Annotated in this window: 23 protein-coding genes, 4 tRNA genes and 1 pseudogene; all 28 read right to left on the reverse strand. The window is 63.0% G+C overall.

The features are described 5' to 3' along the window. Nucleotide 1: 1 nt before the first annotated feature. Nucleotides 2-1,339: a ribosome biogenesis GTPase Der gene (gene der / locus B5F89_RS07065; protein ID WP_087431079.1), complete on the reverse strand. Its 1,338-nt coding sequence runs from the start codon at nucleotides 1,337-1,339 to the stop codon at nucleotides 2-4. A 31-nt stretch (nucleotides 1,340-1,370) separates the two neighbouring features. Next, nucleotides 1,371-2,783 carry a DUF512 domain-containing protein gene (locus B5F89_RS07070; RefSeq protein WP_087431080.1) on the reverse strand — a complete coding sequence of 471 codons (1,413 nt, stop codon included), beginning with the start codon at nucleotides 2,781-2,783 and terminating at the stop codon, nucleotides 1,371-1,373. Next, nucleotides 2,780-3,625 (reverse strand): 4-hydroxy-3-methylbut-2-enyl diphosphate reductase, encoded by an 846-nt coding sequence (locus B5F89_RS07075; protein ID WP_087431081.1) that lies wholly within the window; start codon nucleotides 3,623-3,625, stop codon nucleotides 2,780-2,782. Before B5F89_RS07075 ends, B5F89_RS07070 begins: the two co-directional genes overlap by 4 nt. Before the next feature lie 3 nt (nucleotides 3,626-3,628). Then, nucleotides 3,629-4,354, reverse strand: a complete 726-nt coding sequence (locus B5F89_RS07080; RefSeq protein WP_343206325.1) for a lysophospholipid acyltransferase family protein — start codon at nucleotides 4,352-4,354, stop codon at nucleotides 3,629-3,631. Further along, a complete protein-coding gene (gene cmk / locus B5F89_RS07085; RefSeq protein ID WP_087431082.1) occupies nucleotides 4,351-5,037 on the reverse strand; it encodes a (d)CMP kinase in 687 nt (228 codons plus the stop codon). The genes B5F89_RS07080 and cmk overlap by 4 nt, the downstream gene beginning before the upstream one ends. Next, nucleotides 5,034-5,891, reverse strand: a complete 858-nt coding sequence (locus B5F89_RS07090; protein WP_239286706.1) for a pseudouridine synthase — start codon at nucleotides 5,889-5,891, stop codon at nucleotides 5,034-5,036. Before B5F89_RS07090 ends, cmk begins: the two co-directional genes overlap by 4 nt. Next, a complete protein-coding gene (gene scpB, locus B5F89_RS07095) occupies nucleotides 5,884-6,594 on the reverse strand; it encodes an SMC-Scp complex subunit ScpB (RefSeq protein WP_087431084.1) in 711 nt (236 codons plus the stop codon). The genes B5F89_RS07090 and scpB overlap by 8 nt, the downstream gene beginning before the upstream one ends. Nucleotides 6,595-6,626: 32 nt before the next feature. Further along, nucleotides 6,627-7,430 (reverse strand): segregation/condensation protein A, encoded by an 804-nt coding sequence (locus B5F89_RS07100; RefSeq protein ID WP_087431085.1) that lies wholly within the window; start codon nucleotides 7,428-7,430, stop codon nucleotides 6,627-6,629. 48 nt (nucleotides 7,431-7,478) lie between these two features. Then, the gene (locus B5F89_RS07105) at nucleotides 7,479-8,153 is read right to left on the reverse strand and encodes a site-2 protease family protein (RefSeq protein ID WP_087431086.1); all 675 of its coding nucleotides are present in this window, start codon (nucleotides 8,151-8,153) and stop codon (nucleotides 7,479-7,481) included. Between the two features lie 8 nt (nucleotides 8,154-8,161). Then, a complete protein-coding gene (locus B5F89_RS07110) occupies nucleotides 8,162-8,461 on the reverse strand; it encodes a hypothetical protein (RefSeq protein WP_087431087.1) in 300 nt (99 codons plus the stop codon). After that, the gene (locus tag B5F89_RS07115) at nucleotides 8,448-10,481 is read right to left on the reverse strand and encodes an ABC-F family ATP-binding cassette domain-containing protein (protein WP_087431088.1); all 2,034 of its coding nucleotides are present in this window, start codon (nucleotides 10,479-10,481) and stop codon (nucleotides 8,448-8,450) included. The genes B5F89_RS07110 and B5F89_RS07115 overlap by 14 nt, the downstream gene beginning before the upstream one ends. An 85-nt stretch (nucleotides 10,482-10,566) precedes the next feature. Then, a tRNA-Val gene (locus tag B5F89_RS07120) sits at nucleotides 10,567-10,641 on the reverse strand. A 151-nt stretch (nucleotides 10,642-10,792) separates the two neighbouring features. Beyond that, nucleotides 10,793-13,027 (reverse strand): Ig-like domain-containing protein, encoded by a 2,235-nt coding sequence (locus tag B5F89_RS10140; protein WP_158098441.1) that lies wholly within the window; start codon nucleotides 13,025-13,027, stop codon nucleotides 10,793-10,795. 169 nt (nucleotides 13,028-13,196) lie between these two features. Then, on the reverse strand, nucleotides 13,197-14,180 hold the full coding sequence (locus tag B5F89_RS07130; RefSeq protein ID WP_343206326.1) for a helix-turn-helix transcriptional regulator: 984 nt from the start codon (nucleotides 14,178-14,180) through the stop codon (nucleotides 13,197-13,199). A 93-nt stretch (nucleotides 14,181-14,273) separates the two neighbouring features. Next, nucleotides 14,274-14,402: pseudogene (locus B5F89_RS10350) on the reverse strand (helix-turn-helix domain-containing protein); the annotation flags it as partial. A 114-nt stretch (nucleotides 14,403-14,516) separates the two neighbouring features. Beyond that, nucleotides 14,517-14,592 (reverse strand) — tRNA-Ile (locus B5F89_RS07135). A 49-nt stretch (nucleotides 14,593-14,641) separates the two neighbouring features. Further along, nucleotides 14,642-14,714 (reverse strand) — tRNA-Ala (locus B5F89_RS07140). 404 nt (nucleotides 14,715-15,118) lie between these two features. Next, nucleotides 15,119-15,191, reverse strand: a tRNA-Ala gene (locus B5F89_RS07145). Nucleotides 15,192-15,279: 88 nt separating this feature from the next. Further along, nucleotides 15,280-16,983 carry a proline--tRNA ligase gene (locus tag B5F89_RS07150; protein WP_087431149.1) on the reverse strand — a complete coding sequence of 568 codons (1,704 nt, stop codon included), beginning with the start codon at nucleotides 16,981-16,983 and terminating at the stop codon, nucleotides 15,280-15,282. Nucleotides 16,984-17,037: 54 nt separating this feature from the next. After that, nucleotides 17,038-18,102 carry a flavodoxin-dependent (E)-4-hydroxy-3-methylbut-2-enyl-diphosphate synthase gene (gene ispG / locus B5F89_RS07155; protein WP_087431091.1) on the reverse strand — a complete coding sequence of 355 codons (1,065 nt, stop codon included), beginning with the start codon at nucleotides 18,100-18,102 and terminating at the stop codon, nucleotides 17,038-17,040. Between the two features lie 12 nt (nucleotides 18,103-18,114). Further along, nucleotides 18,115-19,482 (reverse strand): site-2 protease family protein, encoded by a 1,368-nt coding sequence (locus B5F89_RS07160; RefSeq protein WP_087431092.1) that lies wholly within the window; start codon nucleotides 19,480-19,482, stop codon nucleotides 18,115-18,117. A gap of 27 nt (nucleotides 19,483-19,509) precedes the next feature. Continuing rightward, nucleotides 19,510-20,679: a 1-deoxy-D-xylulose-5-phosphate reductoisomerase gene (gene dxr / locus B5F89_RS07165; protein WP_204230641.1), complete on the reverse strand. Its 1,170-nt coding sequence runs from the start codon at nucleotides 20,677-20,679 to the stop codon at nucleotides 19,510-19,512. Next, the gene (locus B5F89_RS07170) at nucleotides 20,676-21,584 is read right to left on the reverse strand and encodes a phosphatidate cytidylyltransferase (protein WP_087431093.1); all 909 of its coding nucleotides are present in this window, start codon (nucleotides 21,582-21,584) and stop codon (nucleotides 20,676-20,678) included. Before B5F89_RS07170 ends, dxr begins: the two co-directional genes overlap by 4 nt. A 6-nt stretch (nucleotides 21,585-21,590) precedes the next feature. Then, nucleotides 21,591-22,382 carry an isoprenyl transferase gene (locus tag B5F89_RS07175; RefSeq protein ID WP_087431094.1) on the reverse strand — a complete coding sequence of 264 codons (792 nt, stop codon included), beginning with the start codon at nucleotides 22,380-22,382 and terminating at the stop codon, nucleotides 21,591-21,593. Between the two features lie 3 nt (nucleotides 22,383-22,385). Then, on the reverse strand, nucleotides 22,386-22,919 hold the full coding sequence (gene frr, locus B5F89_RS07180) for a ribosome recycling factor (RefSeq protein ID WP_087431095.1): 534 nt from the start codon (nucleotides 22,917-22,919) through the stop codon (nucleotides 22,386-22,388). Nucleotides 22,920-22,922: 3 nt separating this feature from the next. Further along, nucleotides 22,923-23,645 (reverse strand): UMP kinase, encoded by a 723-nt coding sequence (pyrH, locus tag B5F89_RS07185; protein WP_087431096.1) that lies wholly within the window; start codon nucleotides 23,643-23,645, stop codon nucleotides 22,923-22,925. Between the two features lie 111 nt (nucleotides 23,646-23,756). Continuing rightward, a complete protein-coding gene (gene tsf / locus B5F89_RS07190; protein WP_087431097.1) occupies nucleotides 23,757-24,629 on the reverse strand; it encodes a translation elongation factor Ts in 873 nt (290 codons plus the stop codon). A 41-nt stretch (nucleotides 24,630-24,670) separates the two neighbouring features. After that, complete coding sequence (rpsB, locus tag B5F89_RS07195; RefSeq protein WP_087431098.1) at nucleotides 24,671-25,429, reverse strand: 30S ribosomal protein S2; 759 nt, start codon at nucleotides 25,427-25,429, stop codon at nucleotides 24,671-24,673. Nucleotides 25,430-25,544 lie beyond the last annotated feature (115 nt).

Raw genomic sequence — 25,544 nt, forward strand, 5'->3', positions numbered from 1 at the left:
GCTACTCACCAGCCTTGTCGGCCGAGGCCTTGGAGCGGAAGCGCAGGCGGATGGGCGTGCCCTTGAGGTCGAACTTCTCGCGCATGCGGTTCTCGATGTAGCGGGCGTAGGTGTCGTTCACAAGGTCTGGGTGGTTCACAAAGAAGGTGAAGGCGGGCGGCTCGGTGCCGGTCTGCGTCACGTAGTGCATGCGCAGGCGGCGCTTGCCGTCAACGACGGTATGGCCGAACTCGCGCAGGTCGGCAAGGAACTGGTTGAGCTTGGCCGTGGTGAGCTTCTGGGCGCGGCGCTCGGCTGCGGCGTCGACCATGTTCCAGATCTTTTCGACGGAACGGCCGGTGAGCGCCGAGATGCGCAGGATCTCTGCCCACGGCGCCATGGTGAGACGACGGTCGACAGTCTCCATGACCTGCTCGCGGGCGCGATCGTCGGTAAGGAGGTCCCACTTATTGAGAAGGACCACGAGCGCGCAGCCGCGCTCGATGGCGAGGTTGGCAACCTTCTGATCCTGCTCGGTGACGCCCACCGACGAGTCAACGACGAGCAGCGCCACGTCGGCGCGGTCGATAGCGCGCAGTCCGCGCACCATGGAGTAGTACTCGATGTTCTCGTAGACCGTGCTCTTCTTGCGGATGCCGGCGGTGTCGACCAAACGGTAGCGGCGACCGTCGCGCTCAACGATGGTATCGATTGCATCACGCGTAGTGCCCGCTACGTCCGAGACGATGGAGCGCTCGCGGCCGATGATCTTGTTGAAGAGCGAGGACTTGCCGGCGTTGGGGCGGCCAATGATGGCCACGCCGAGCGAGTCGGGATACTCGTCCACATCCTCGGTCTCCTCGGGGAGCACCGCGATGAGGTCGTCGAGCAGATCGCCCGTTCCGTGTCCGTGGGTGGCGGATATGGGAATGGGGTCGCCCACGCCGAGCGAGTAGAACTCCCAGAGGCGCTCCTGCTCGCGGTCGGGGTTGTCGAGTTTGTTCACCAAAAGGAAGGTCGGCTTCTTGATGCGCTTGAGCAGGCGCGCAACCGTCTCGTCCTCCTCGGTGACGCCAGCGGAGCCGTCGGTGACAAAGAGGATGGCGTCCGCTTCCTCCGCGCCGGCGAGTGCCTGGTCGCGGATTGAGGCGGCAAAGACGTCGTCGCTCTTGAGCGGCTCGATACCGCCGGTATCGATGAGGGTGAAGCTGCGACCATTCCAGTCGGCGTCATGGTAGCTGCGGTCGCGGGTGACGCCGCGGCTCTCGTGCACAATGGCGTCGGCGGTCTGCGCGATGCGGTTTACCAGCGTGGACTTGCCCACGTTGGGTCGGCCGACAACGGCGACGATGGGTTTCATGCAAGAACTCCTAACGGGCCTATAGCCCCGTTCACACTCCTAAGGCGTCTTCGATGGCGTCCAAGAGGTCGAGGGGCAACGAGGAGGCGACGCGGGCGATGGCGCCGCGCCTCTCCAGGGTCTCCAACACATCATCACGATGATAGCCGTCCAGTGTGAGGCCGTCGGCGTTGAACATGACGTCCGGCAGAAAGAGCATAACCCCGGCGAGGTCGTCTTCGAGCTGCTCGGTGAGGTCGCAGGCGCAGATGAGGCCTGTCACGTCGACGTTGCCGCCGAAGTAGCGATTCTTGATGGCAACAACGCGGCCGCAAAGCGGTTCGTGCTCCACGAAGCCGGCGATGGTCTCGCGCGCCGCCTCGCCGGAGACGACGGTGAGCGTAAGCGAGCGCGAGGCAAGCTCATGGCCGATGCGCTCGATGCGCGCGGCCTCCTCATGCAGGGCAGAGGCGCTGTCGTCAAGATAGGACCGGATCATGCCGATGCCGTCGTAGTACTGGGGGTAGCCGTCATACCATGCCGCCGGCGGTACCGTGATGCCCGCATCGAGATAGAACTCGTCGGAGAGCTGGAACACCGTACGGCCGAAGCGTGCGCGGGCGCGCTCCTGATAGGGACGGACCTGCTCGATGACGCGGCGCGCGGCAGCCGCGTCATCGGAATAGGAGCTTGAGAAGCGCTTCTGGAACTTGGTGTAACCGAGCGGGACGATGCCGAGGCTCGTGATCTCGGGCCGCTCCTCAACGTAGCGGAGGGTCCGCTCAAGCTCCTCGCAATCGTTGAGCCCGGGACAGAGGACGATCTGGGCGTGGATCTCGATGCCGGCTGCAACAAGGCGCTCGAGCGCCTCGAGTCCGCGCGCGGCGTGCTTGCCCATGAGGCGGCGCCGCACATCGGCCGAGACGGCGTGCAGCGATACGTTCATGGGGCTCAGCTGGCAGGTGATGATGCGATCGATGTCCTCATCGGTGAGGTTGGTGAGCGTGACGAAGTTGCCCTGCAGAAAACTCAGGCGGTAGTCGTCGTCGCGGATGTAGAGCGAGGTGCGCATGTGCTCGGGCAGCATCGTCATAAAACAGAAGACGCAGCCATTCACGCAGGTGCGCATGCCGTCAAAGACCGCTCCGTCAAACTCGACGCCCCAGTCCTCGCCCGGCAGGCGCTCAAGCGTGCAGGCGGCATAGGTTGCGTCGCGGGGGTCAAAGACCGTGAGGTCAACCTCCTCGGCATCTGCCCCCCAGAGCCATCCGATCATGTCGGTCAAGGGCTCACCCGCAACCTCGGTCACGATCATGCCGGGTTCCAGGCCGGCATCCCATGCGGGCGAATCGGGCCTCACGGCGCTCACTCGCCCGCCCACAGGCTCGCTATGGTCTGGTTTGGGCTGCGTGCCGCCGTAGGTGACGCTTCCACCCGCGTACGGGGGTCTGATGGGCTCTGTCATGCTCCCACGACCTGGGAGATGGCGCGGACCGTGCGCTCGATCTGGTCTGCGGGGGTGGAGGCGCCGGCGGTGACGCCGATGAGTTCTGCCCCGTCGAACCAAGCGGCTGCAAGTTCGTCCGCATCCTCAATGTGATGCGTGTTCTGGCAGCGCTCGGTACAGATCTCGGCAAGGCGGCGGGTGTTGCCCGACGACCGTCCGCCTATGACGATCATCGCGTCCGCGCGAGCGGCGAGCTCCGCCGCGGCGAGCTGGCGCTCGCTTGTGGCCTCGCAGATGGTGTTCACAACGGTGAGCTCCTCCACGCGGCCCAATAGCTCGGCAACGACCGCCCGTAAGTGCGCAAGCGTCTGCGTTGTCTGGACGACGACGCCCACCTTACGGGCGAGTTCGATGTTGTCGAGGTCTTCGACCGTGGACACAACGTGGGCGCCCTCACCTGCGTGGCCGAGGATGCCCTGCACCTCGGGGTGGCCGCTCTCCCCCACCACGATCACCTGGTAGCCCGCCTTGGCGAGGCGCTCGGCGGCGTGGTGGACGCGCTTTACGTAGGGACAGGTGGCGTCTATGACCGCAAGGCCGAGGTCCTGCGCGCGTGAGATCACCTTGGGCGTGACGCCGTGGGCGCGGATGACGAGGGTTCCCTCCCCTGCCTCTTCCGGTGTATCCGCCGGGCGTACCCCGGCGCTCTCGAGCTCTGAGACCACAAGCGGGTTATGGATGAGAGGACCGAGCGTGTGTACCGGCTGCGCGGCCTCCTCCGAGGCCTGACGCGCCATCTTGAGGGCGCGCTCGACGCCGTAGCAGGCGCCCGCTTGGCGGGCGATCTCGATGCGCGGCATGGTCTACCTCCTCCCGGGGTGCTCCTGACGGAGCTCGTCGCGCACCTCGTACATGCGGCGCACGGCCTCGTCCTCAAACCACTGAAGGCGCTCGGAGCGCTTGAGGCCCTCCGGCGCGTCGGCAAGAGAGAGGCGCTCGGCACAGCGCATCCAGGTCTTTACCGGGCGCATGATGTGCTTGCCGGCGGGCGTGATGTCGCGGAAGCCGCACACCGCCATGGGGGCGATGTCGGCCTTTCCCATCTGGGCCATGAGGGCAAATCCGCCGTGCACCACAACAGGCTGGTCGTCTGAGCGGATACGGGTGCCCTCGGGGAAGATGAGCACGTCCTCGCCACGCTGCAGGGCGTGCTGCGCGCGGCGCAGCGCCTTCATGTCGGCGGTACCGCGGTCGACCGGGATGCCGCCCACGCGTGCGAAGAACCAGCGGACGATGGGGTTGTTGTTGAACTCCGACTTCATGATCGGTCGGACGCGGCGCCCGGTCCGCACAATGTGCGGGACGATCGAGATAACTTCGGCCATGGAGGTGTGGTTGCAGATGATGACCGACCCGCGCTCGCCGCGCGGCAGCAGCTCGTCGGCGTTGTCGACCGTCCAGCGCCACATGATTTTGGAGAAGACGTAGAGGATGGCGATGACGACGTAGTAGAACACGCGGAGCGCCACGGGGTAATCGCGCATGGCGTTGTCATAGTAGTCGTCACGCGTGTAGTGCAGAAGCTTCACGCGCCCCTCCTCTCCTGGATGAGGTCGGCGATCATCGCGACCACTTCATCGATGGTGTGGGCAGTGGAATCGATCTCAACGGCGTCGGGGGCGGCCGTCAGGGGCGCCACGTCGCGGGAGCTGTCGAGCTCGTCGCGACGACGGATCGCGTCGAGCGTTCGCTGGACCTCGTCGGCAAGATCGTCGAGCGTGAGGTCATCGTTCTCATGACGCTGGAGCACGCGCCTGCGGGCGCGCTCGGCGGGGTCGGCCGTAAGGAAGATCTTGATATCGGCCGCCGGGAAGACGACGGTTCCGATATCGCGGCCCTCGGCCACCACATCGCGACCCTCGGCAAAGGCGCGCTGGGGAGTGAGCATGGCGGTGCGGACCCCGGGGTAGGCGGCGACCTTGGAGACGCACGAGTCGATGCGCGGCGTGCGGATGGCGTCGCTCACGTCAACATCGTCCACCTCGATGCGCGTCGTGGCGCCGTCGCGCGGAGGGAAGCGGATGGAGATGGTGTTGGCGAGGTCGTCGACAGCGGGCTCGTCGTCGAGGTCGACGCCGCGATCGAGTGCGGAGAGCGCGACCGCGCGGTACATGGCGCCGGTGTCGAGCTTGTCGAAGCAGAACCTGCGCGCGACCTCGCGGGCGATGGTGGACTTGCCGGAACCCGCCGGTCCGTCGATTGCGATGATCATTTCTCGTCCTCTCTGGTCCTGGATGGATCGTTTTCGCTGGCCATGCGCTGCATGTCGGATTTGAGCGCGGCGACCTCCGCCTCTTCGAGTTCGCGCCACTCACCCTCGGCGAGCTCCCCGAGGGTAAGCGACCCCATGCGGTCGCGGTGTAGGCGGATGACCGGGTGGTGAATGGCGCCAAACATGCGCTTCACCTGGTTCTTTCGCCCTTCGCGCAGCTCGATCGAAACGGGCGTGACCGTGCCGTTCTCGATTGTTTGCGTGTCGTCGGGCCAGAGCTCGCACGCCGAGGTGCGGTCAACGATGGCACAGGGCGCGGGGCGGCAAGGGCCGTCGTCGAGTGTGATGCCTTGGCGGAGCGGCTCGAGCTCTTCGTCTGCAAGGTGCCCGTCCACAAGCGCGAGATAGCGCTTGGGCACGTGAAAGGAAGGGTGCAGAAGCCGGTTTCCCGTGTCCCCGTCGGTGGTAAAGAGCAGAAGCCCCGTTGTGTCCTTGTCGAGTCGCCCCACGGGGAAGAGCCCGGGAAAGCGCTCACGCGGTACAAGCTCGGCTACGCAGGGACGCCCCTGCGGGTCGGCCATGGTGGTGAGGTAGCCCGCCGGCTTATGAAGCATGAGGTAGACAGGACCCTCCCCCATGGCGACCGTGCGTCCGTCAACGGCGACCTCGTCCACGCCGAGCGTCACCTTGGTGCCGAGCTCGGTCACAACGGCGCCGTTCACAGAGACGCGACCTGCGGTGATGAGGTCCTCTGACCCGCGCCGGCTCGCCACGCCAGCGCGCGCAAGAAAGCGCTGGAGGCGCATGGTCCAGGGATGGTCCTTCCCTGGTATGACCTTATCCGCCTCAGTCATCGAACTCCTCGTCGGTCGCGTTGCCGACAATCATGAGGTCGTCATCGTCCTCTACCACCTCGTCGATGAGCTCGCGCTCTTCGTCCAGATCCTCCTCGGTCTCCTCCAGGGTGGATTGGATGGAGCGCCCCGAGAGGCGCTCGCGAATGAATTGGCGCGCTTGCTCGTCGGGCGCGAACTGCTCAAGGTCGGGAAGGTCCTTCAAGGAGCGCAGGCCAAACTTCTCAAGGAACGCGTTGGTCGTGCCGTAGAGGATCGCCTGGCCATGCTCGACGTCGCGGCCGAGCTCGCGCACAAGGCCCTTGTCCACGAGCGAGGAGATGACGCCGTCGGAATTGACGCCGCGGATGCCGCGCACCTGCTCGCGCGTGGCTGGTTGGTGGTAGGCAATGACGGCGAGCGTCTCGAGCGCTGCCTGGCTGAGCTTCTGTGTGTCCCAGGAAAGGACGAAGGCCTCAACCTGCTCATGGAAGGCGGGATGGGTGAAGAGGCGCCAACCGCCCGCGACCTCACGAAGCTGGAACCCGCGGTTGGCCTCTTCATACTCGACTTTAAGCTCGGCCAGAAGCGACGCTGCCTCACCGGGCGCGATGTCGAGTGCCTGAGCGAGGGCGCTCGCGCTCACCGGGTCGCTCGATACGAGCAGAAGCGCCTCAAGCGCCGCCTTGGGCGAGAGCGGGTTTAGATTCTCAAGGTCGTTCATGGTCTACTCCTTACGCGCACGGGCGCTGGGTATCAGTCTTCCTCGACGTAGAGGGCGTCTTCCGGGTGGTACTCCTCCGCGCCCTCCACGCGCTCGATATGAATCTCGCCAAAGTTCTCCTCCTGCGTGAGCGTGATGGACCCGCGCTTGGCGAGCTCAAGGATCGCCAGGAAGGTGGAGACGAGCTGGTCGGTGGTCTCGGCACCTTCGATAAGGTCGGAGAACGTGCAGGTCATGCGGGTTGCCGTAAGACGATCGACCGAGGCCACGGTGAGCTCGAGCGGCACGCGGTGCGGGGCGACGTGCTCGGCCTCGAGCAGAAACGTCTCGCGCCTGCTGTCGAGGTCCGCACAGATGACGGCAAGGCCGCGCAGCGTGATGCCCGCGAGGTAATCGGGCATGAGGTTTAAGAACTCCGGGTCGGGGCCGGCAACGCGCGGATGCATGCGGCGCTCGGCCTCCATGCGCGACCCGAGCGCGGCGGCCGCACCCTTGAACTGCTTGTAGGCAATGAGGCGTTGGATGAGGACTTCGCGCAGACCCTCGGCGTCGAGCCCCGCGAGCTCATCGTCCTCCTCGAGGTCCGCTGTCACCGGGCCGTCAGCGTCGGTTGGCACGAGCGAGGCAGCCTTGATGTCGAGAAGCGTCGCCGCCACAAGGAGGAAGTCGCTCGCCACGTCGAGGTCCACGTCCTCCATGCGGTCGACCTCTTGGAGGTACTGCTCGGCAACCTCGGTGATAGAGATGGCGCCGATGTCCACGGCATGGCGGCTGACGAGCTGCAGCAGCAGGTCGAACGGGCCCGAGTAGGCCGCGGTGCTGACGCGGTACGACATGCTGCCCCTCTCCTTTTGTGTGAACGTTGGTTAGTCCAACTCTCTATTCTAGCCTAATGCCCAGGCCGCCAGCTGATAGAAGAGCGGGTATACCGTGAAGTTGAAGTACAAGCCCACGATGTCGATGCGCAGAATCTGCGGCAGCAGGTAGAGCACGATGATGAGGATGGGCATCGCGTACTGCTGGATCTGATAGTAGGTCTCGAGCGCGCGGCCCTTGAGGAAGGGAACGAGGATCGAGGAACCGTCGAGCGGCGGCAGCGGGATGAGGTTGAAAAACGCGAGCGACAAATTCACGAGGATGGCGCTCATAAGAAACTCGAGGGGTAGGGTCGAGCCCGTGGCCATGACAAGCGAGCCCACAGCCGGTACCCGGCAGAGCGCGGCGAAGACGACAGCGAGTACGATGTTGGATACAGGACCCGCGAGCGCCACGATGAGCTCGTCGCGCTTAGGGTTCTTGAGATTACCGAGGTAGACAGGAACCGGTTTCGCAAAGGCAAAGACCGGACCGCCGAGCACGATCATGATAAGCGGCAGGAGCACCGTGCCAAAGGGGTCGATGTGCGCGAGCGGGTTTAGTGAGACGCGCCCGCGAGAGCGCGCCGTCCTATCCCCCAGCGCCCAAGCGGCAAGGGCGTGAGCGCTCTCGTGCACGCAAAGACCGATGATGAGGGCGAGGGCCTGTATGAGAAGCCCTGCGATATAGGTAATGTTGAGCATGGGACCCCCTAGCGCCTCACAAGCCACGAGATGCGCTGCGCGGCGTAGTCGAGAACAAAGAGCGCGATCGCGGTCAGAGCAAAGTCGAGACGGAAGACGCCGCCAAAAGGCGTTGCGATAACGCCGTAGCCCGAGATGAAGGAGGGTATGGTGCGCGAGATGTCGAGCACGAGGTTCACGATGCCAAGACGCGTAGCCGCCCCCGAGAAGGACAGAATACACACGATGGCGACGAGCGCTATCGCGGCGAGCCTAAAGCCCCAGGACAGGATGGCAAGCGCAAGGGCCGCTGCTTTACGCGCATCCACGGGCGATCTCCTCCTCGATCTCGGTCGACAGCTCGAGCCATTCGTCCTCGGCGTCGGCGATCTTCTTCTTCAGGTCGTTGTACTCGGCGAGCGCCGCGTTGAAGCGCTCCTGGTCGGCGTAGAGCTCCTCGGAGGCCATGAGTGCCATGAGCTCGTCATAGCGCGCGCGGTCGCGTTCCAGATTCTTCTCAAGGGCTGACAAGCGCGTGCGACGTGACTTAAGACGACGGTTGAGCTCGGCACGAGCCTCGGCCTCGGCGCGCTTCTGCTCCTTGGTCTTATGCGCCTCGCGTGCAGGTGCGCTGGCAGGAGTGTCCTCTTTGCGGTGCGTGCGTGGAACGCTCCTCACCGGTGCTGCGGCCGGCGTTTCCGTTGCGGAGGCGTTTTCGGCCGCGGCCCGCTGCGCCAGATCCTCGCGCTTGAAGAGGTAATAGTCGTAGTCGCCATCGATGACGGTCATCTTGCCGTCGCGAATGTCGATGACGCGGTTGGCAACAGAGCGGACGAGGTGCTCGTCGTGGGAGATGAGCACGAGCGTGCCGGGGAAGTTTTTGAGCGCGTTCTCGAGCATGTCCACCGAGTCGATGTCAAGGTGGTTGGTGGGCTCGTCGAGGCAAAGGAGCGCCTCGGGCGCTACAAGCATCTTGGCGAGTGCCAAGCGCGCCTTCTCGCCGCCGGAGAGCACGCCAACGCGCTTATCGACGTCCTCACCGGAGAAGAGGAAGGCGCCAAGGAGGCTTCGCTGCTGCGGAACTGTCCACGTGGGGGCAACCGAGTCGATCTCCTGCAGGACCGTGTTGGATTCCTTTAGGCCCTCGAGCTGATGCTGGGCGTAGTAGGCAACGCCCACGTTCACGCCGAGCTCGCGCGTGCCCGCGCTTGGCGCCTCGATACCGGCGAGCATCTTCATGAGGGTCGACTTGCCGGCACCGTTGGGGCCCACGAGCGCCACATGGTCGCCGCGGTAGAGCGTGAGGTCAAGCCCGCTGTAGATGTGCTTCTCGCCGTAGGACTTTGACACGCCCTCGAGCTTCACCACCATGTCGCCCGAGCGCGGCGGGTCGGGGAACTTGAAGTCGACGTGTTTGTGACCCTCGGGCAAGATCACGAGCTCGCTTTTGATCTGCTCGATGCGGCGCATGCGCTCCTGTGCCTGAGCGGCCTTGGTGGGCTTATAGCGGAACTTGTCCACAAAGACCTGCATGTGCGCGATCTCGCGTTCCTGAGCGGCGCGCTTGGCGCGCATCTGCTCGAGGTTGTCCTCACGCTGCTTCAAGTACGAGCTGTAGTTGCCCGTATAGGTGGTGATACGGCGGTTTTCGATTGCGGCAACATGATCCACGCATGCGTCCATAAAGGCGCGGTCGTGAGATACGATCAGCACGGCGCCCTCATAGGAAGCGATGAAGCCGCGCAGCCACTGTACGCTTTCAAGGTCGAGGTGGTTGGTGGGCTCGTCCAGAAGGAGCACGTCGGGGTGGCGCAGGAAGAGCTTGGCAAGCGCGATGCGCATCTGCCAGCCACCGGAGAACTCGGCGCAGAGCTTTCCAAAATCCTCAACGGGAAAGCCCAGACCTGCCAAGATCTGGCGCGCGTTGCTCTCGAGCTCGTAGCCGCCCAGGCGCTCAAAGCGGTCGAGAACCTGACCGTATTCGTTCAGAAGCGTTTGCGGAACCTCGCCCGACTCCCCTGCCTCGGCGATCTTTTGCTGGAGGTGCTCGGCGCGCTCGCCGAGCTCACGAATCTCGTGGGCCGACGCCACGACCTCGTCGATAACGGGGACGTCAGAGGCAAGTTGGGTCTCCTGCTCGAGGTAGCCCACGTTCACGCCTTTGGCAAAGGTGATGGTGCCTGCATCCGGAGCGTCTTGGCCCATAATGATCTTGAGGAGCGTGGTCTTGCCGGCACCATTGGGGCCGACGAGGGCATAGCGATCCCGCGGGTTGACCTGGAAGGACGCTCCCGAGAACAGGACACGCGCCCCAAAGCTCTTTTCTACCTTCTCGACGGAAAGGATCATGGTTACCTACCTGCCTGCTCAACGTTTCAGCAACCGGTTGCTAGCAAAAGGGCCGAGGATCTCTCCCCGGCCCCGTCAGATTCGATGGTGGGCGTTACAAGATTTGAACTTGTGACCCCTTCCGTGTGAAGGAAGTGCTCTACCCCTGAGCCAAACGCCCATCTGCCTCTTCGGCGTAAGCTATCCTAGCATGACCCTCAACCGCTGCCAACCCCCAATGTGAATCTTTCCACAATGTGATGCAGCGGTGCGGTCTGTTCCCGGCATTTGGGCCCTGCATCACCACATGGGCTGAGGACGGAAAGCGATCACTACAACCTTTGATGCTCGCGTGAGAGCGCACGACCGCACAGTATTGTGGCTACGCCTAGGACGATCGCCGCCACGCTCCCAAGTAGCGGAAGGGGTGAATCTCCCGTGGGGACGATGGTTTCGTTTGCTTTGCCTTCGGCGACCGCAAATGTCGTCTTAGCAGTTCCGGTGGTGGATATGATTTCGAGCTCGTGGCTGCCAAGTTTCAGACTCGCGAGATAGCTCGCCTTCAGCGTGATGACGGTGCTGCCCTCGGCAACATGGAAATGCTTCTGGTCAACGGCCGTGCCATCGAGGCGCACCTCGCGGAAATCCTCATACGCGGCGTTCGAAGTGAACGTGAGGTTCTTTGCGCTCCCCTTCTGCCATGTGGAATCGGCGCCAGCGATGATCTTTGGTGAGAATCCGGGGTCGATGCCGTCACAGGCGGCGCAGTGCCCGTCATCCTCGTATTCGTGTCCCGCCGCAGGAACAGTTTCGCCCTTCGCAATCTCGTATCCGCAGACGGAGCAGGCCGTGTCACCGGTGTAGCCCTCCTCGGTGCAGGTGGCGCCATGTGCTCCCTCGATCTTGGGCGTATGCGCAGCGAAGTCAAGCCTGTCGCCGCAAGCCGCGCAGGCGTGCCAGTGGCCGTTCGCGTCGCTCGACCACGCGCCGGCGGGGTCGTGCTTGACCGTTACCGTGCAGGTCGCGGTCTTGCCGCCGTCCGTCGTGGTGACGGTGATGGTGGCGGTGCCCGCGCCCACGGCGATAACAGTGCCGCTCGCGTCCACCGTGGCGACACCGGGAGCGGTGCTGTTCCACGTCACTTTCTGGTTGGTGGCGTCGGCCGGCGTTATGGTGGCGACAAGGGTCTCGCTGCTGCCCTCGGTCAGCGTCAGCTCGGTCTTGTTCAGCGACACTCCGGTGACCGGAACGTCGGTTTGCGCTTCGATTGAAATGCTCAACTGTTTGCTGTCGGAGCCGTAGGCATTGGTCGCCGTCACGGTAAAGGCGCTCGTGCCTGCCGCGGTTGGGGTGCCGGAGATCACTCCGTTTTCCAACTTCAATCCCGCAGGAAGTGTACCGCCGTTTTCAAGGCTCCATGTAATGGTGACGGAGCCAGTGGCCGCAAGGGTCTGACTGTATTCTTCGTTTACCGTGCCGTTGGGCAGGCTTTCGGTGGTGATGGCGGGGGCATATTTCACTGCACCCGTTATCTTATCTTCACCGGTGAGGGTGCCGCCATTTACAATTACCTCATGGCTACCCGTGTTCAGGCTTGCCCCGTCCCCGATGGTCAGGCTCTCGCCCTCGTTGATGGTGATATTCTCCTGCAAGGTCACATCGCCGTATACAGTGCCTTCCGTTCCGTCAAAGACGATTCCGCCACTGGTGCCGGTACCGGAACCAACAACGATTTGATCACTGAGATCGTTAAGATTGGAACTAGATGCCTTGATCCCGCCTGTTTTGGCGTCCACGATCGCATTTTCGCTGACCGTCAGACTGGTAGTGGCACCGGTGGCTTGAGATGATCCCACATAAAACAGTATCCCATCATTGTTTCCAGTGCCGCTGGCGGTCAGGCTACCGCCGTCGACGGAAAGAGAGATATTCGGGGAGTCGGTGGCGCTTGCGCCGGACTGCACACAGACGCCGGCGTAGCCAGAATAGGTTTGAGTAGACTTTGCATCGACGGAAGCGTTTTTAATGGTCAGGGAGGCGCCGCCTGTTCCGCCTATGATAAGTAGACCGCTGCCGCCTGTACCGGTAACTGTCAGGATGCCGTTATCGCCGTTATCGCCGCCGTTTTTGATGACAAGGGAGGCATCCGCACCTGGTGTAGTTCCTTGACCTGCATTCACAAAAATTCCATAGTGGCCCGTGATGGTATTCTCGCCAATCAGTTCGATGGTCAGGGCAACTGGTTGATCGCTGTTGGACTGAGCATAGATCCCGGCGCCATAAGGAACTGATGAAATACTGTCGTTTCCCGTGATCGTCGCCCCGTTTAAGGTCAGGGTTGCGGTGCTGGGGTCGTATTTGACAGTCCAATCGTTTTCACTGCCTTCTACCAGACTACCTTGTGTTGAACCTGCTTTTAAGTAGGTTGTCGCGTTACCGTTTGTAATCTGGTAATTGCCCACATACAGTGTTGTAGGAGCATTTTCCGCTGCCAGCGCCGTGACGGGGAGCGCGAGTAAACTGAGCAGTGCCGCAACGAACACGGTCGCAATCGTTCTTTTCAGCATCTTCATCCTCCACCCGGCGCATACGCTGTCGGCACAACAGATCTTGAACCCATTGTTGAGGAGAGGGCGCCGCCTTCCCCTACCCGACAAGCGGGGCAATATGGGGAGAGTGGAGACGCGGCGGACACAAATCGCCTCACTAAACTTGCTAAAGTGCCCGAAAGCCTGCCTACGCCAACATGAACTGCGATAGATCCTTGCGGCTCGTCACGCCGAGCTTGCGAAACGCGTTAGACAGGCACTCCTTAACGCGATTCACCGAAAAGCCCATGTGCTCGGCGATCTCGGCGTTCGACCAGTCGCGCGAGGCGAGCATGCAGACCGCAAACTCGGTGGTGGTAAGGTTGTCCGCCACGTCGTCGGCCGTCTGCGGGTTGTGGACGCGCCGCCAGCCGGCGCTGAAACGATACGTGATGTCGATCATGCGCTTGAAGTCGTCCTGCCACGCGGGCTTGATCGCGGCCTCGAGCATGCCGCCCAGAAGGCCGTGGTGCTCGCCGAGGGGCTGGATGAGGCCGTCCGGTCGCGCGATGTCCCATGCAGCGAGGACGTGCTGGCGCGCCTCGTCGGTTCGGCGAAGTGCCATGAGGTTCATGACGGCCGCGAGGTGCAGGTAGATGGCCGGTATGGGATAGAGCGTATCCGCCATGACGAAGGCTCCCAGCACGATGCCGTAGCTCTGCTCGTAGGCGCCCTCGAGGTAGAGGCGGTGCGCCTTAACGTAACAGGCGAAGAGCCTAAGGCCGGGCGGCAGGAGGGAAAGCAAGTCGGAGACGTGTTGCACGGGCGTGGGTGCGGGCAGGTGCAATAAGGCGCTCGCAGCGTTACCAATGAAGGCCGCCATGGCCGTCACTTCAGAAGGCGTACCCCCCATTTCAGAATTCATGTTCCCGAGGGCGCCGTCAAGCGCGAAGCGGGCGTCGTTGATGCGACCAAGGCTGAGGTTCGAGAACGCGCAGATGAGGCAGGCGGAGAGACGCGCCTCGGGGTCGTCGCTCTTGAGGAGCGGGGCGGCAAGGTCGCGCGCACGCTCCGCGTTGCCGGAGAAGTAGGCGAGCTCGGCTTGCGCGACAGACGCGCGCGTGCCCCTCGCAAGGGAGGCAACAAATGCCTTCGCAGTTCCCGGGGTATAGGCAGTGCTCATGAGCGGCATGAGGTTTTGGAAGGAGGACGTGGGACGAGGGCTTGGCACCTGCGGTGCGAAGGCGCGCTCTCCCCTGCGTGGGTCATCAGGCTTGACCGTGCCCTCGGGGATACGCCACGAGCCGCCAAGCTTCTCGGCACCCGCGATGCGCCCCTCCTTGCAGTAGCGCTGCACGAGGCGCGTCGTCACGCCCCAACGGTGCGCCGCTTCCTCTGCCGTGATGTAGGGCATCTGCTCCCCTTATCTGCTATTGGTTGACCTGTACTGGGAAGCAGCATAGCAGAACGAACTGTTCGGCAATACGAACAGAAAAAGGCCAGACGCGAAGCCCGGCCTAAAGATAGTTGGTGGGCCCAGCAGGATTCGAACCTGCAACCCAGGGATTATGAGTCCCCTGCGCTAACCGTTGCGCCATGAGCCCGAATAGTAAAACGCCCTCCGAGAAATCGGAGGGCGGCGGTTCACTTGGGTGGAGACGAGGGGGATCGAACCCCTGACCTCTTGACTGCCAGTCAAGCGCTCTCCCAGCTGAGCTACGCCCCCAAGCGGTGCGTGAAATACTATACGGAAACGTCTCGTTGAATGCAAGCCCCAAAATGAAAGAATCCAGATTGCGCGCTTAAACCGGCGTGTTCCATGCGAGATTTTGTCTGAACTAAGAATCGAGATGTTTAGGAAGTTCAAGCTGACAAGCTGAGGTTTGCTTCTTATCGATGCCTGGCATAACCATAATATCAAGTATTCAATAATCCGTGACGCTTCTTCAGAGTATGCGTGCTGGCTACATCCGCTTTTTCCTCGGCGTTTCGATTACTGATAGGGGCTTCTAGTCCGTTCCCCGAGTACAGATTATTGAATAACTGAAATTCCTCAAAATGAATGATGTCATCATAATTGCGCGCAAACAAAAAGGCCTCTGATTAACCAGAGGCCTTAAAGATCTTGGGTGGAGACGAGGGGGATCGAACCCCTGACCTCTTGACTGCCAGTCAAGCGCTCTCCCAGCTGAGCTACGCCCCCAAGCAACGAGAAATTACTATAGGCGAAGTGCTCTTCTAGCGCAAGGGGTGAATTGTGGCAAATTCTTGCGCAAGAAGATGTCTCTTGTTTAGGAACGCTTAGGGAGAACGAGGCTGCAAACGTGCTTGACGAGCTCATCGACGGCAACGTCGGTGCGCTCCCCTGTTGCGCGGTCCTTAAGCTCTACGGTGCCGTTCGCAAGCCCGCGCTTGCCCACCACGATTTGGTACGGGAAGCCCATGAGGTCATTGTCAGCAAACTTCACACCCGGGCGCTCGGCGCGGTCATCGAAGATGACCTCAACGCCTGCGCTAGAAAGCTCGCGTGCGAGGTTCTCGGCAGCGTCGAAGGCCTCGCCCTTCTTGTCCAGCGAGATGACGGAGACCTCGTACGGCGCGACGGAGACGGGCCAGATGATGCCCTGCTCGTCGTTGTGCTGCTCCACGATGGCGGCAAGTGTGCGGGAGACGCCCACACCGTAGCAGCCCATGAGGAAGGGCTTCTCACGACCGTCTTCGTCGGTGAAGGTGGCACCCATGGCGGCGGAGTACTTGGTGCCGAGCTGGAAGACCTGGGACACCTCGATGCCGCGTGCGCCCTGAAGGGGCTTGCCGCAGTGCGGGCAGGGGTCGCCGGCGTGTACGGTGATGAGGTCCGCCCACTCGTCCACGGTAAAATCGCGGTCCGGGCAGGCACCGGTGTAGTGGTAGTCGAGCTCGTTGGCGCCGCACGTCCAGCTCTTGGAGGCGCGCAGGTTCTCGTCCACCACAAGACGGATGCCCTTGGGTAGGTTCACGGGGCCGATGAAGCCCTTGATGAGGCCGTGCTCGACAAGCTCCTCCTCGGTCATAAGGTGATAGGAGCCAAAGAGCTTCTCGGCCTTGCAGTCGTTGAGCTCGTGGTCGCCCGGAACAATGCAGACAACCGGCTCGCCCCCGCCGGTGATGAGCGCGAGCGATTTGCGCGTGCCGTTCTCGGGGAAGCCAAAGAACGCGGCAACGTCTTCGATCGAGCCAAGACCAGGGGTGTGCACCTTGGTTAGAGTGCCGTCGCCCGGGCCCTCGGTGACCGCGACCGTGGTGGTGGCTGCCTCCTCGTCGGCGGCAAAGCCGCAGGAGTCGCAGTAGACAAGCGCCGCCTCGCCGGCGTCCGCGAGCGCCATGAACTCAACGGAGGTGTCGCCGCCGATCTGGCCGGAGTCGGCGACCACGGGGAGCGCCTTGATGCCGCAGCGCTCGCAGATGTTGGCATAGGCCTGCTTCATGGCGTCGTAGGTCTCCTGCAGGCTTTCTTGCGTGGCATTGAACGAGTAGCCGTCCTTCATGATGAACTCGCGGCCGCGCATGAGGCCAAAGCGCGGGCGCATCTCGTCGCGGAACTTGTCCTGAATCTGGTAGAGGTTGACAGGGAGCTGCTTGTAGCTCTTGAGCTCGTTGGTGATGAGGTCGGTCACCGTCTCCTCGTGCGTGGGGCCGAGGGCGAACTCGCGCCCGTGACGATCGGTCACGCGCATGAGCTCGGGTCCGTAGGCGCCCCAGCGGCCGCTCTCGCGCCAGAGCTCGGCATCCGTCAGGATAGGCATGAGCATCTCCTGGGCGCCGGCGGCGTCCATCTCATCGCGCACAATGGCTTCAATCTTCTTAAGCGAGCGCCACGCGAGCGGCAGGTAGCTGTAGAGGCCGGCGGCCTGCTTGCGGATCATGCCGGCGCGCAGCATAAGCTTGTGGCTCGCGAGCTCGGCCTCGGCCGGATCCTCCTTGAGCGTCGGGGCGTAGAGCCTGGACATGAGCATGTAAGACATCGCAACTCCTTGCATCTATTATTCATGCGCCCGTACGTGCAGGCGCTACAGCGTCTCGATCTCGCGCATGAGCTCATCGATAATAGCATCCTCGCTCACTTTGCGCAGCACCTCGCCGTGGCGGAATATGAGCCCGCAGCCACGTCCGCAGGCAACGCCCACGTCCGCCCCGGCAGCCTCGCCGGGTCCGTTCACCACGCAGCCCATGACCGCGACGGAGATGGGTTTGGTCACGCCCTTGAGCCTGCGCTCGACCTCTTCAGCGATAGGAATAAGGTCCACCTGCGTGCGTCCGCAGGTGGGGCAGCTTACGAGCTCGGGTCCACGGCGGCGAATGCCGAGGCACTCGAGGATGCCCCAGGCAACGGGCGGCTCCTCGACGGGGTCCGCCGTGAGGGATACACGCAGCGTGTCGCCGATGCCGTCGGCAAGAAGCGCGCCTAACCCGACGGCGCTTTTGATGGTGCCCTGCTTCACCGTTCCCGCCTCGGTGACGCCTAGGTGAAGCGGCACCTGCGGAAGCTCGCGCGAGAGGGCGCGGTAGGTGGCGATGGTTGCGGGCACGTCATGGGCCTTGGCGGAAAGGACGATGTTTTCAAACCCGCGCCCCTCGAAATGCTCGACGAAGCGCAGAGAGGACGCAACGAGCTTCTCGGGAAGGGAAAGATTCTCGTTTTGCGCGATATCGTCCTCAAGCGACCCGGCGTTCACGCCGATGCGGATGGCGATACCGGCTTCTCCCGCGGCGTCGATTACCGCGTCCACCTTCTCCCAAGAGCCGATGTTGCCTGGGTTGATGCGGAGCTTTGCCGCACCCGCCTCGATGGCGCCGAGCGCAAGGCGATGGTCGAAGTGGATGTCCGCCACGATGGGTACGGGCGACTCGGCACAGATGGTGCGGAAGCTCTTGAGAGCCGCGCGCGAGGGCACCGAGACGCGCACGATGTCGCAACCCGCGTCCGCGAGGGCGCGCACCTGGCCAAGCGTTGCTGCAGCATCGACGGTATCGGTCGAGGTCATGGACTGCACGACGACGGGCGCTCCCCCGCCGATGGTCACCTCGCCCAGGTGGACGGGACGGGTCTTGATGCGCGCGGCGTTCTCAAACATGCGTGACCCCCTCTACAGGATGAAGCGGATGATGTCTGCGCGGAGCAGGTAGATAAAGAGGGCACCGAACAGGGCGATGCCGATGTAGGAAAGCGCGTTCTGCACCTTTACCGAAAGCGGGCGGCGGATGACGGCCTGCACGATCTCGATCACAAGCTTGCCGCCGTCGAGGGGCGGTATGGGCAGGAGGTTCATGAAACCGAGCGAGAACGAGATAAGGGCGGCCACGCTGAGGAAGGTGGAGGCTCCGCTTTCCGCCGCGGCGGCAGCCATGACGGAGATGCCGACCACCGAGGTGGAGCTGTCGAGGACCTCAAGCGTGCGCTGGGGGTTCACGAGCTGCATGATGGAATCGGCGGTAAGCGCAAGGTAGGACCAGGTCACGCTCGCAGCTTGAGCGGGGTTGAGGTGGACCGACTCCTGCGGCGCAGTGATGCCGATGGCGTCGGCGCCCTCGGCATCCACGGTCACCGTGAGCTCTTTGCCTTCACGCGAGAGGACCATGTCGAAGGGCTCGGACAGGTCGAGCGCGCCGATGGCGTTTGCAATGTCGGAGAAGCTGTCCGTGTCGGTCCCCGCAACCGAGAGGACGGTGTCCCCGGCCTCGATGCCCGCTGTTGCTGCCGGCGAGGCTGCCTCGACGGTTCCTATGGTGTTCACATCTACCGTCGCGGTAACGCCCACGAACATGTAGATGGCCATAAGGAGGAGAAAGCCGGAGACGAGGTTCACCGCAACACCTGCGACAAGGATGAACGCACGAGCGAAGAAGCCCTTGCCGGCATAGGTGTGGGAACGCTCCCGCTCAAAGAAGGCGTCCTCCCCCATCGGCGGCTCCCATGCCTCACCGGAGCCGGTCGCCTCATCACGCTTGAACTGCGCACCATCAAGAAGCGTGGCTCCCGCCTTGTCGCGCGGGACGGCCGCATAGGTCGAGGGATAGTAGACACCGGGCTTCTCGCCGGCCGCCTCATCATACCTGCCCTCGATAGAGCCCCAGTCGAGGAGCTGCACGCAGGCAGCGAGCGCGTCTTCCTCTGAAATTGAAAGCGCCTCGGCGAGCTCTGCGACCGTTGCCGTACCGCGCCGGTGCACCTCGGAAAGAACGAGCTTGGCGATTGCGCTGTCGCCTTCGGGCTCCATGCCGCAGACCATGGCGTAGCCGCCGAGCAGAAGCGGCGTTACGCCAAACTTCGTACCGATGCGGCGTGAGACGTGATGAAGATTGAACCGGCAGGGCAGGCCGAGGAAGAACTCGGTGACGCGCACACCGACGGCGCGCGATGCTAAGAAGTGACCGCCCTCGTGCACAAACACGAGCGCGGACAACATGAGGAGACCCCAGAACAGGGGTCGGATGATGCCAAGGAGCGTCTCCATGGGTGGCAAGCCTTTCGGTACGGGGACCTAGCGGGCGCGGGCGGCGAGGTAGGTGCGCGCCTCGGAACGTGCCCAGAGGTCGATCTGCTCGAGCTGTTCGAGCGATTCTACCCGCATTGCGTCATGCTGCTCGAGGCAATGGGCAACGCAGCCGTCGATATCGGTGAATGTACACGATTCTGCAAGGAAGGCAGCCACGGCGACCTCGTTAGCGGCGTTGAGCACGCACGGTGCGGTACCACCCGTGCGCGCGGCCTCCTCGGCAAGCGCGAGGCACGGGAAAGCCTCGGTATCAGGCGCGCCAAAGGTGAGCTGGGCGATATCACGGAAGTCGATGCGCTCCGCCGGCGTCTCCCAGCGCTCGGGGTACGAAAGGGCGTACTGGATGGGCAGGCGCATGTCTGAGGCGCCAAGGTGGGCAATCACCGCTCCGTCGCAGTATTCAACCATGGAGTGGATGCGGCTCTCACGCTGGATGAGGACAGGAATGCGCTCTACAGGGAGGTTGAAGAGCTGCATGGCCTCGATGCGCTCGAAGCCCTTGTTCATGAGCGTTGCCGAGTCGATTGTGATCTTGGCGCCCATGTTCCATGTGGGGTGCGCGAGCGCGTCTGCGCGGGTCACATTGGCAAGCTCGGCTCGCGTACGACCGAAGAAAGGACCGCCCGAGCAGGTGAGCCAGATGCGGTAGACCTCCTCGGCACGTTCACCGAGGAGGCACTGGAAGATGGCGCTGTGTTCTGAGTCGACGGGCAGCAGCTGCCCGGCGGACGCCATGGGCATAAGGAGGTCGCCGCCTACGACGAGTGACTCCTTGTTGGCAAGTGCGAGGCGCTTCTCCCCTTTTAAAACGTGATAGCTCGCCTCGAGGCCAACGGCACCCACAACGGCGACAAGGACCGTGTCCGCCTCGGGCGTGTCGGCAAGCTCGGCAAGTGCGGAGACACCGGTGAGAAGCGTGGTCCCTTCGGGAAGCTCCGAGAGACAAGGGTCCTTCGCATGGGCGTCGTCGGTAACAGCGACCAGGGGCACATTGAACTCACGTGCAGCGGCGACAAGCTCAGCAGTACGGCTGTGCGCGGAGAGCGCTACGACTTCGATACGGTCGGGGTGCTGGCGGCAGACGTCGAGTGCCTGCTGGCCGATGGAGCCCGTGCAGCCAAGGATGACGAGGCGGATGCGCCCGGCGTCGGTCATAGGATGCCTCCAAAATAGAGCATGAGCATGGCTGCGATGCAGCCGAAGATAAGCGAATCGCACCGGTCGAGCATGCCGCCATGACCGGGGATGAGGTTTCCTGAGTCCTTAACGCCCACGCCGCGCTTGATGCGCGACTCGATAAGGTCGCCAAAGACGCCGAGGATGGCTACGACAACACCGGTTAGCAGCGCGTAGCCAAGCGAGAGTGTGAAGAGGTGAGTGGCCCAGACAATGAGCCAGATGATGACCGACCCCGCGATGCCTCCGGCGAAACCTTCCCATGACTTTTTGGGCGAGATCTTGGGCGCCATCTTATGGCGGCCGAATTGGCGACCAACGAGGTAGGCGAAGGAATCGGAGACCCAAAGAGACGCGCAGGAGCCGATGGCGATAAGCGCCCCCGCAAATCCGGGAGCGGCGTCACGCAGCAGCACAATAGACGAGAGCATGAAGCCCGTGTAGAGCGGGCCCATGAGCGTCACCGCCACATCGGCGATGCGCGTGCGGGGCGTGTAAACGTACCAAAGGCCGCAGGAGAGCACAAAGATGAAGATGAGAGCCGTCATCGCGATGCTCTCCCCCAGCGCTGCGATCGGGAAGAGCGCGCTGCAGGCAACGCCGAGGGCGAGGTTGGGCACCTTGCCGTCGCGTCTTGTCATGAGGAAGAACTCGTAGGCGCAAAGCCCGCTGATGAGTGCGACAAAGACGGCGGCGGGAACGGGGCCCGCGAGAAGGCAGCCGATAAAGAGCGCCGCGTACACGACACCAGAGATGATGCGCGTGAGAAGGGCGCTCGAGCTGTCCTTGGGAGCCTCGGTTACCTTGACGCGACTGCGCGCCTCGTTAAGGACGCTCGATACATTGGTGCGCTTATGCTCTTGTGTCTGGGAATCGTGATTCATCGTGTGCTACGCGTCCTTCTTCTGGGAGAGACCTCCAAAACGACGGTCGCGCCCTTGGAAGGCAAGGATAGCGCGAAGGAGCTCCCAGCGGTTGAAATCGGGCCAATAGGTCGGCGTGATGTAGAACTCGGCATAGGCCACCTGCCAAAGCAGGTAGTTAGAAAGGCGCATCTCGCCGGAGGTCCTCACCACGAGCTCGGGGTCAGGAAGACCGGCGGTGTAGAGGCTATCTGCCACAACCTCCTCATCGATGTCCTCGACAGCAAGCTCGCCTGCGGCAACGCGAGAGGCTATGAGCTTGGCAGCGCGTACGATCTCTGCGCGCGCGCCGTAGTTGACCGCAAGAGCGAGCACCATACCCGTGTGGTTGCGGGTCTCAGCAAGGCCGCGCTCAAACACCTCGCGCGTCTCAAGCGGAAGAGCGGAGATGTCGCCCAAGAAGACGACCTTTACGTTCTCGCGCTTGAGCAGGGGTAGCTCCTGAATGAACGTCTGCGCGAAGAGGTGCATGAGGAGGTTCACCTCGGCCTCTGGCCTCTTCCAGTTCTCCGTGGAGAAGGCATAGGCAGAGAGCACCTCGACGTCGAGACGGACGCAGGCCGTGATGATCTCGCGCAGGGAGACAATGCCCGCGCGGTGCCCCTCGCCGCGGTTGAGGCCGCGGGCGGTTGCCCAGCGGCCGTTGCCGTCCATGATGCAGGAGATGTGCCGGGGAATCCTCGTGCGGTCGAGCGCGTCGAGGTCGATATCCTCGGGCGGATTGGCGAAAAACGTCTCGAAGGTAGAATCGTCGTCCATGACCTAGATCTCCATGACCTCGGCCTCTTTGGCCTTCAGCATCTCGTCGATCTTCTTGATGTAGTCATCGGTGTGCTTCTGGACCTTGGCCTGTTCGCGGCGGACCTCATCCTCAGAGAGCTCCTCGTCGCGCTCGAGCTTGTTGTTGAAATCGCGACGGATGTTGCGGATGGAGACGCGAGCCTGCTCGGCGATCTCGCGGCACTCCTTGACGAGCTCGCGGCGGCGCTCCTCGGTGGGCGCCGGGAAGGGCAGGCGCACGACGGTGCCGTCGGAGCTCGGGGTGATGCCGAGGTCGGAGGCGTTGATGGCGTGTACGATGGCGTTCAGGACCGATTTATCCCACGGCTCGATCATGAGCATATGGGCCTCGGGAACCTTGACCGCGGCGACCTGCGTGATGGGTGTGGGAACGCCGTAGTAGTCGACGGTGATGTCACCCAGGATGTTGGGGTTGGCGCGACCGGTGCGCACCTTGGAGAAGTTGTGCTTGAGGCTCTCGATGGACTTGTCCATATGAGCAGTGATGTCGGCCATGATTTAGTCCTCCCGAACGACGACGGTTCCAATGGGCTCGCCCATAAGGGCGCGCTTGATATTGTTCTCGCCCTCGATGTTGAGGACGATGATGGGCATGCGGTTGTCCTGGCAAAGGGCCGTGGCGGTGGAGTCCATGACCTGAAGCCCGCGGACGAGCACCTCGTGGTAGGTGATGGTGTCGAAGCGGACGGCGTCATCGAACTTGGCGGGATCCTTGTCGTAGATACCGTTGACCTTGGTGGCCTTGATGAGGCAGTCTGCGTCGATCTCGCAGGCGCGCAGCGCCGCGGCGGTGTCGGTGGTGAAGTAGGGGTTACCCGAGCCGGCAGCGAAGATAACGATGTCGCCCTTCTCCAGATGACGCATGGCGCGACGGCGGATGTAGGGTTCGCACACCTCGTTCATCTGGATGGCGCTCATGACGCGACAGGGCGTGTCGGTGCGCTCGATGGCATCCTGCAGGGCGAGGGCGTTCATGATGGTGGCCAGCATGCCGATGTAGTCGGCCTGAGCGCGGTCCATGCCGCCGGCGGCACCGGCGATGCCACGGAAGATGTTGCCACCGCCCACAACGACGCCAATCTGGATGCCCTCCTCATGAAGGGCCTTGATGTCGCGAGCGAGGCGATCGGTGATGGCGGGGTCGATGCCATAGTCGCCCTCCCCCATCAGCGCCTCACCGGACAGCTTTAAAAGAACGCGCTTGTACTGGTAGTCAGCCACGGAATGCCTCCTTAGGACAGCCTGAACTCAGACCATTCTAGCAAAGATGGTCCATAAAAAAGGGAAGGACCCGAGGGCCCTTCCCTGTACGGTACGCTATCGAGCGCGGAGTTACTCCTCGCCGCGGGCGAGACGATCGAAGGCGACGATCTTGATGGTGTCGCCGAGCTCCTTGCTGACCTTGGCCGCATAAGCGGAGATGGTCATGCTGGAATCCTTGATGAACTCCTGCTCGTTCAGAACGACGCCCTTGTAGTACTTCTCGAGGCGGCCGATGGCCATCTTCTCCTGAATGGCCTCGGGCTTGCCGGACTCGGCAGCCTGAGCCTTGTAGATGGAGACCTCGTGATCGATGACGTCCTGCGGAACGTCCTCACGGACAGCGCAGATAGGAGCGGTCGCAGCGACCTGCATGGCGACATCATGAGCGAAGGTCTTGAAGGCGTCGGCAGAAGCGGTCTCGGCCTTCTCGAAGGAGAACTCGACGAGAACGCCGATCTTGCCGCCCATGTGGACGTAGCTGGAGACGGCGCCGGAAGCAGGCTTGCGTACGGCGAAGCGGGTGATCTTCATGTTCTCGCCCATGGTGTGGATGAGCTCGGTGAGCTCGGCCTGGACGGTCTCGGCTGCCATGGGGGCAGCGAGAAGAGCGTCGACGTCGGCCGGCTCGGTGGCGCAGGCAACCTCGGCGACGGAAGCGGCAAAGCCGGTGAACTTGGGGTTGGAGCCCACGAAGTCGGTCTCGCAGGCAACCTCGCAGAGCGCGCCCTCGCGGCCGTCAGCGGAGACGTAGGCACCCACGGCGCCCTCGTTGGTCTCACGGCCGGCCTTCTTGGCGGCGGCGGCAAGGCCGTTCTTACGAAGGATGTCCACGGCGGCGTTCATGTCACCGTCAGCCTCGACGAGAGCCTTCTTGCACTCCATCATCGGGGAGTCGGTCATCTCGCGGAGTTCCTTGACCATAGCGGCGGTAATCTGAGCCATGTTCGGTTCCTTTCTTAGCGGAAGCGTTTCCGTATTGACGGTTACTCAGCGACAGGGGCCTCAGCGGCAGCCTCGGCAGCGGGCGCCTCGGCGGCCATCTCGGCCTCGGAGATCTGCTCCTTGCCGGTGCCGGCGAGGCAAGCGTCGGCCATGAGCTCGCACATGAGGGTGACGGCGGAGATGGCGTCGTCGTTGCACGGGATACCGAAATCGACCTCGTCGGGGTCGGAGTTGGTGTCGATGAGAGCGACGACCGGGATGTTCAGGCGACGAGCCTCCTTGATGGCGTTCTCCTCGCGCTTGGTGTCGATGACAAAGAGCGCGGAGGGCAGACCCTTGAGGTCGCGGGCGCCACCGAGGTTGTTCTGGAGCTTAGCGAGCTCCTTGCCGAGAACAGCCTGCTCCTTCTTGGGGAGGACCGCCATACGGCCGTCCTCGACCATGGTCTCGAGCTCCTCCATGCGGTTGATGCGGGAGCGGATGGTCACGAAGTTGGTGAGCATGCCGCCGAGCCAACGCTGGTTGATGTAAGGCATGCCGGCACGCTCAGCAGCGGCGCGGACGGGCTCCTGAGCCTGCTTCTTGGTGCCGACGAAGAGCACCTTGCCGCCCTTGGCAGCGTTGCGCAGGAAGGAGTAGGCCTGGTCGGCGTTGATGATGGTCTGCTTGAGGTCGAGGATGTAGATGCCGTTGCGCTCACCGAAGATGAACGGCTTCATCTTGGGGTTCCAGCGGCGGGTCTGGTGACCGAAGTGGCAGCCTGCCTCGAGAAGGGTACGGATGTTGATCTTGGTAGCCATGTAAACCTCCTGTGGTTCGCCTCCGTGCGGGGTCGACCTCTCCCTACCACCCGGGACCTGCTACCCTGCCCGAGCACCACGGCGGGAAAGTAGCCGCACGTGTGTGATGAATACG

Source organism: Collinsella sp. An307, from assembly GCF_002161805.1.
GTDB lineage: Bacteria > Actinomycetota > Coriobacteriia > Coriobacteriales > Coriobacteriaceae > Coprousia.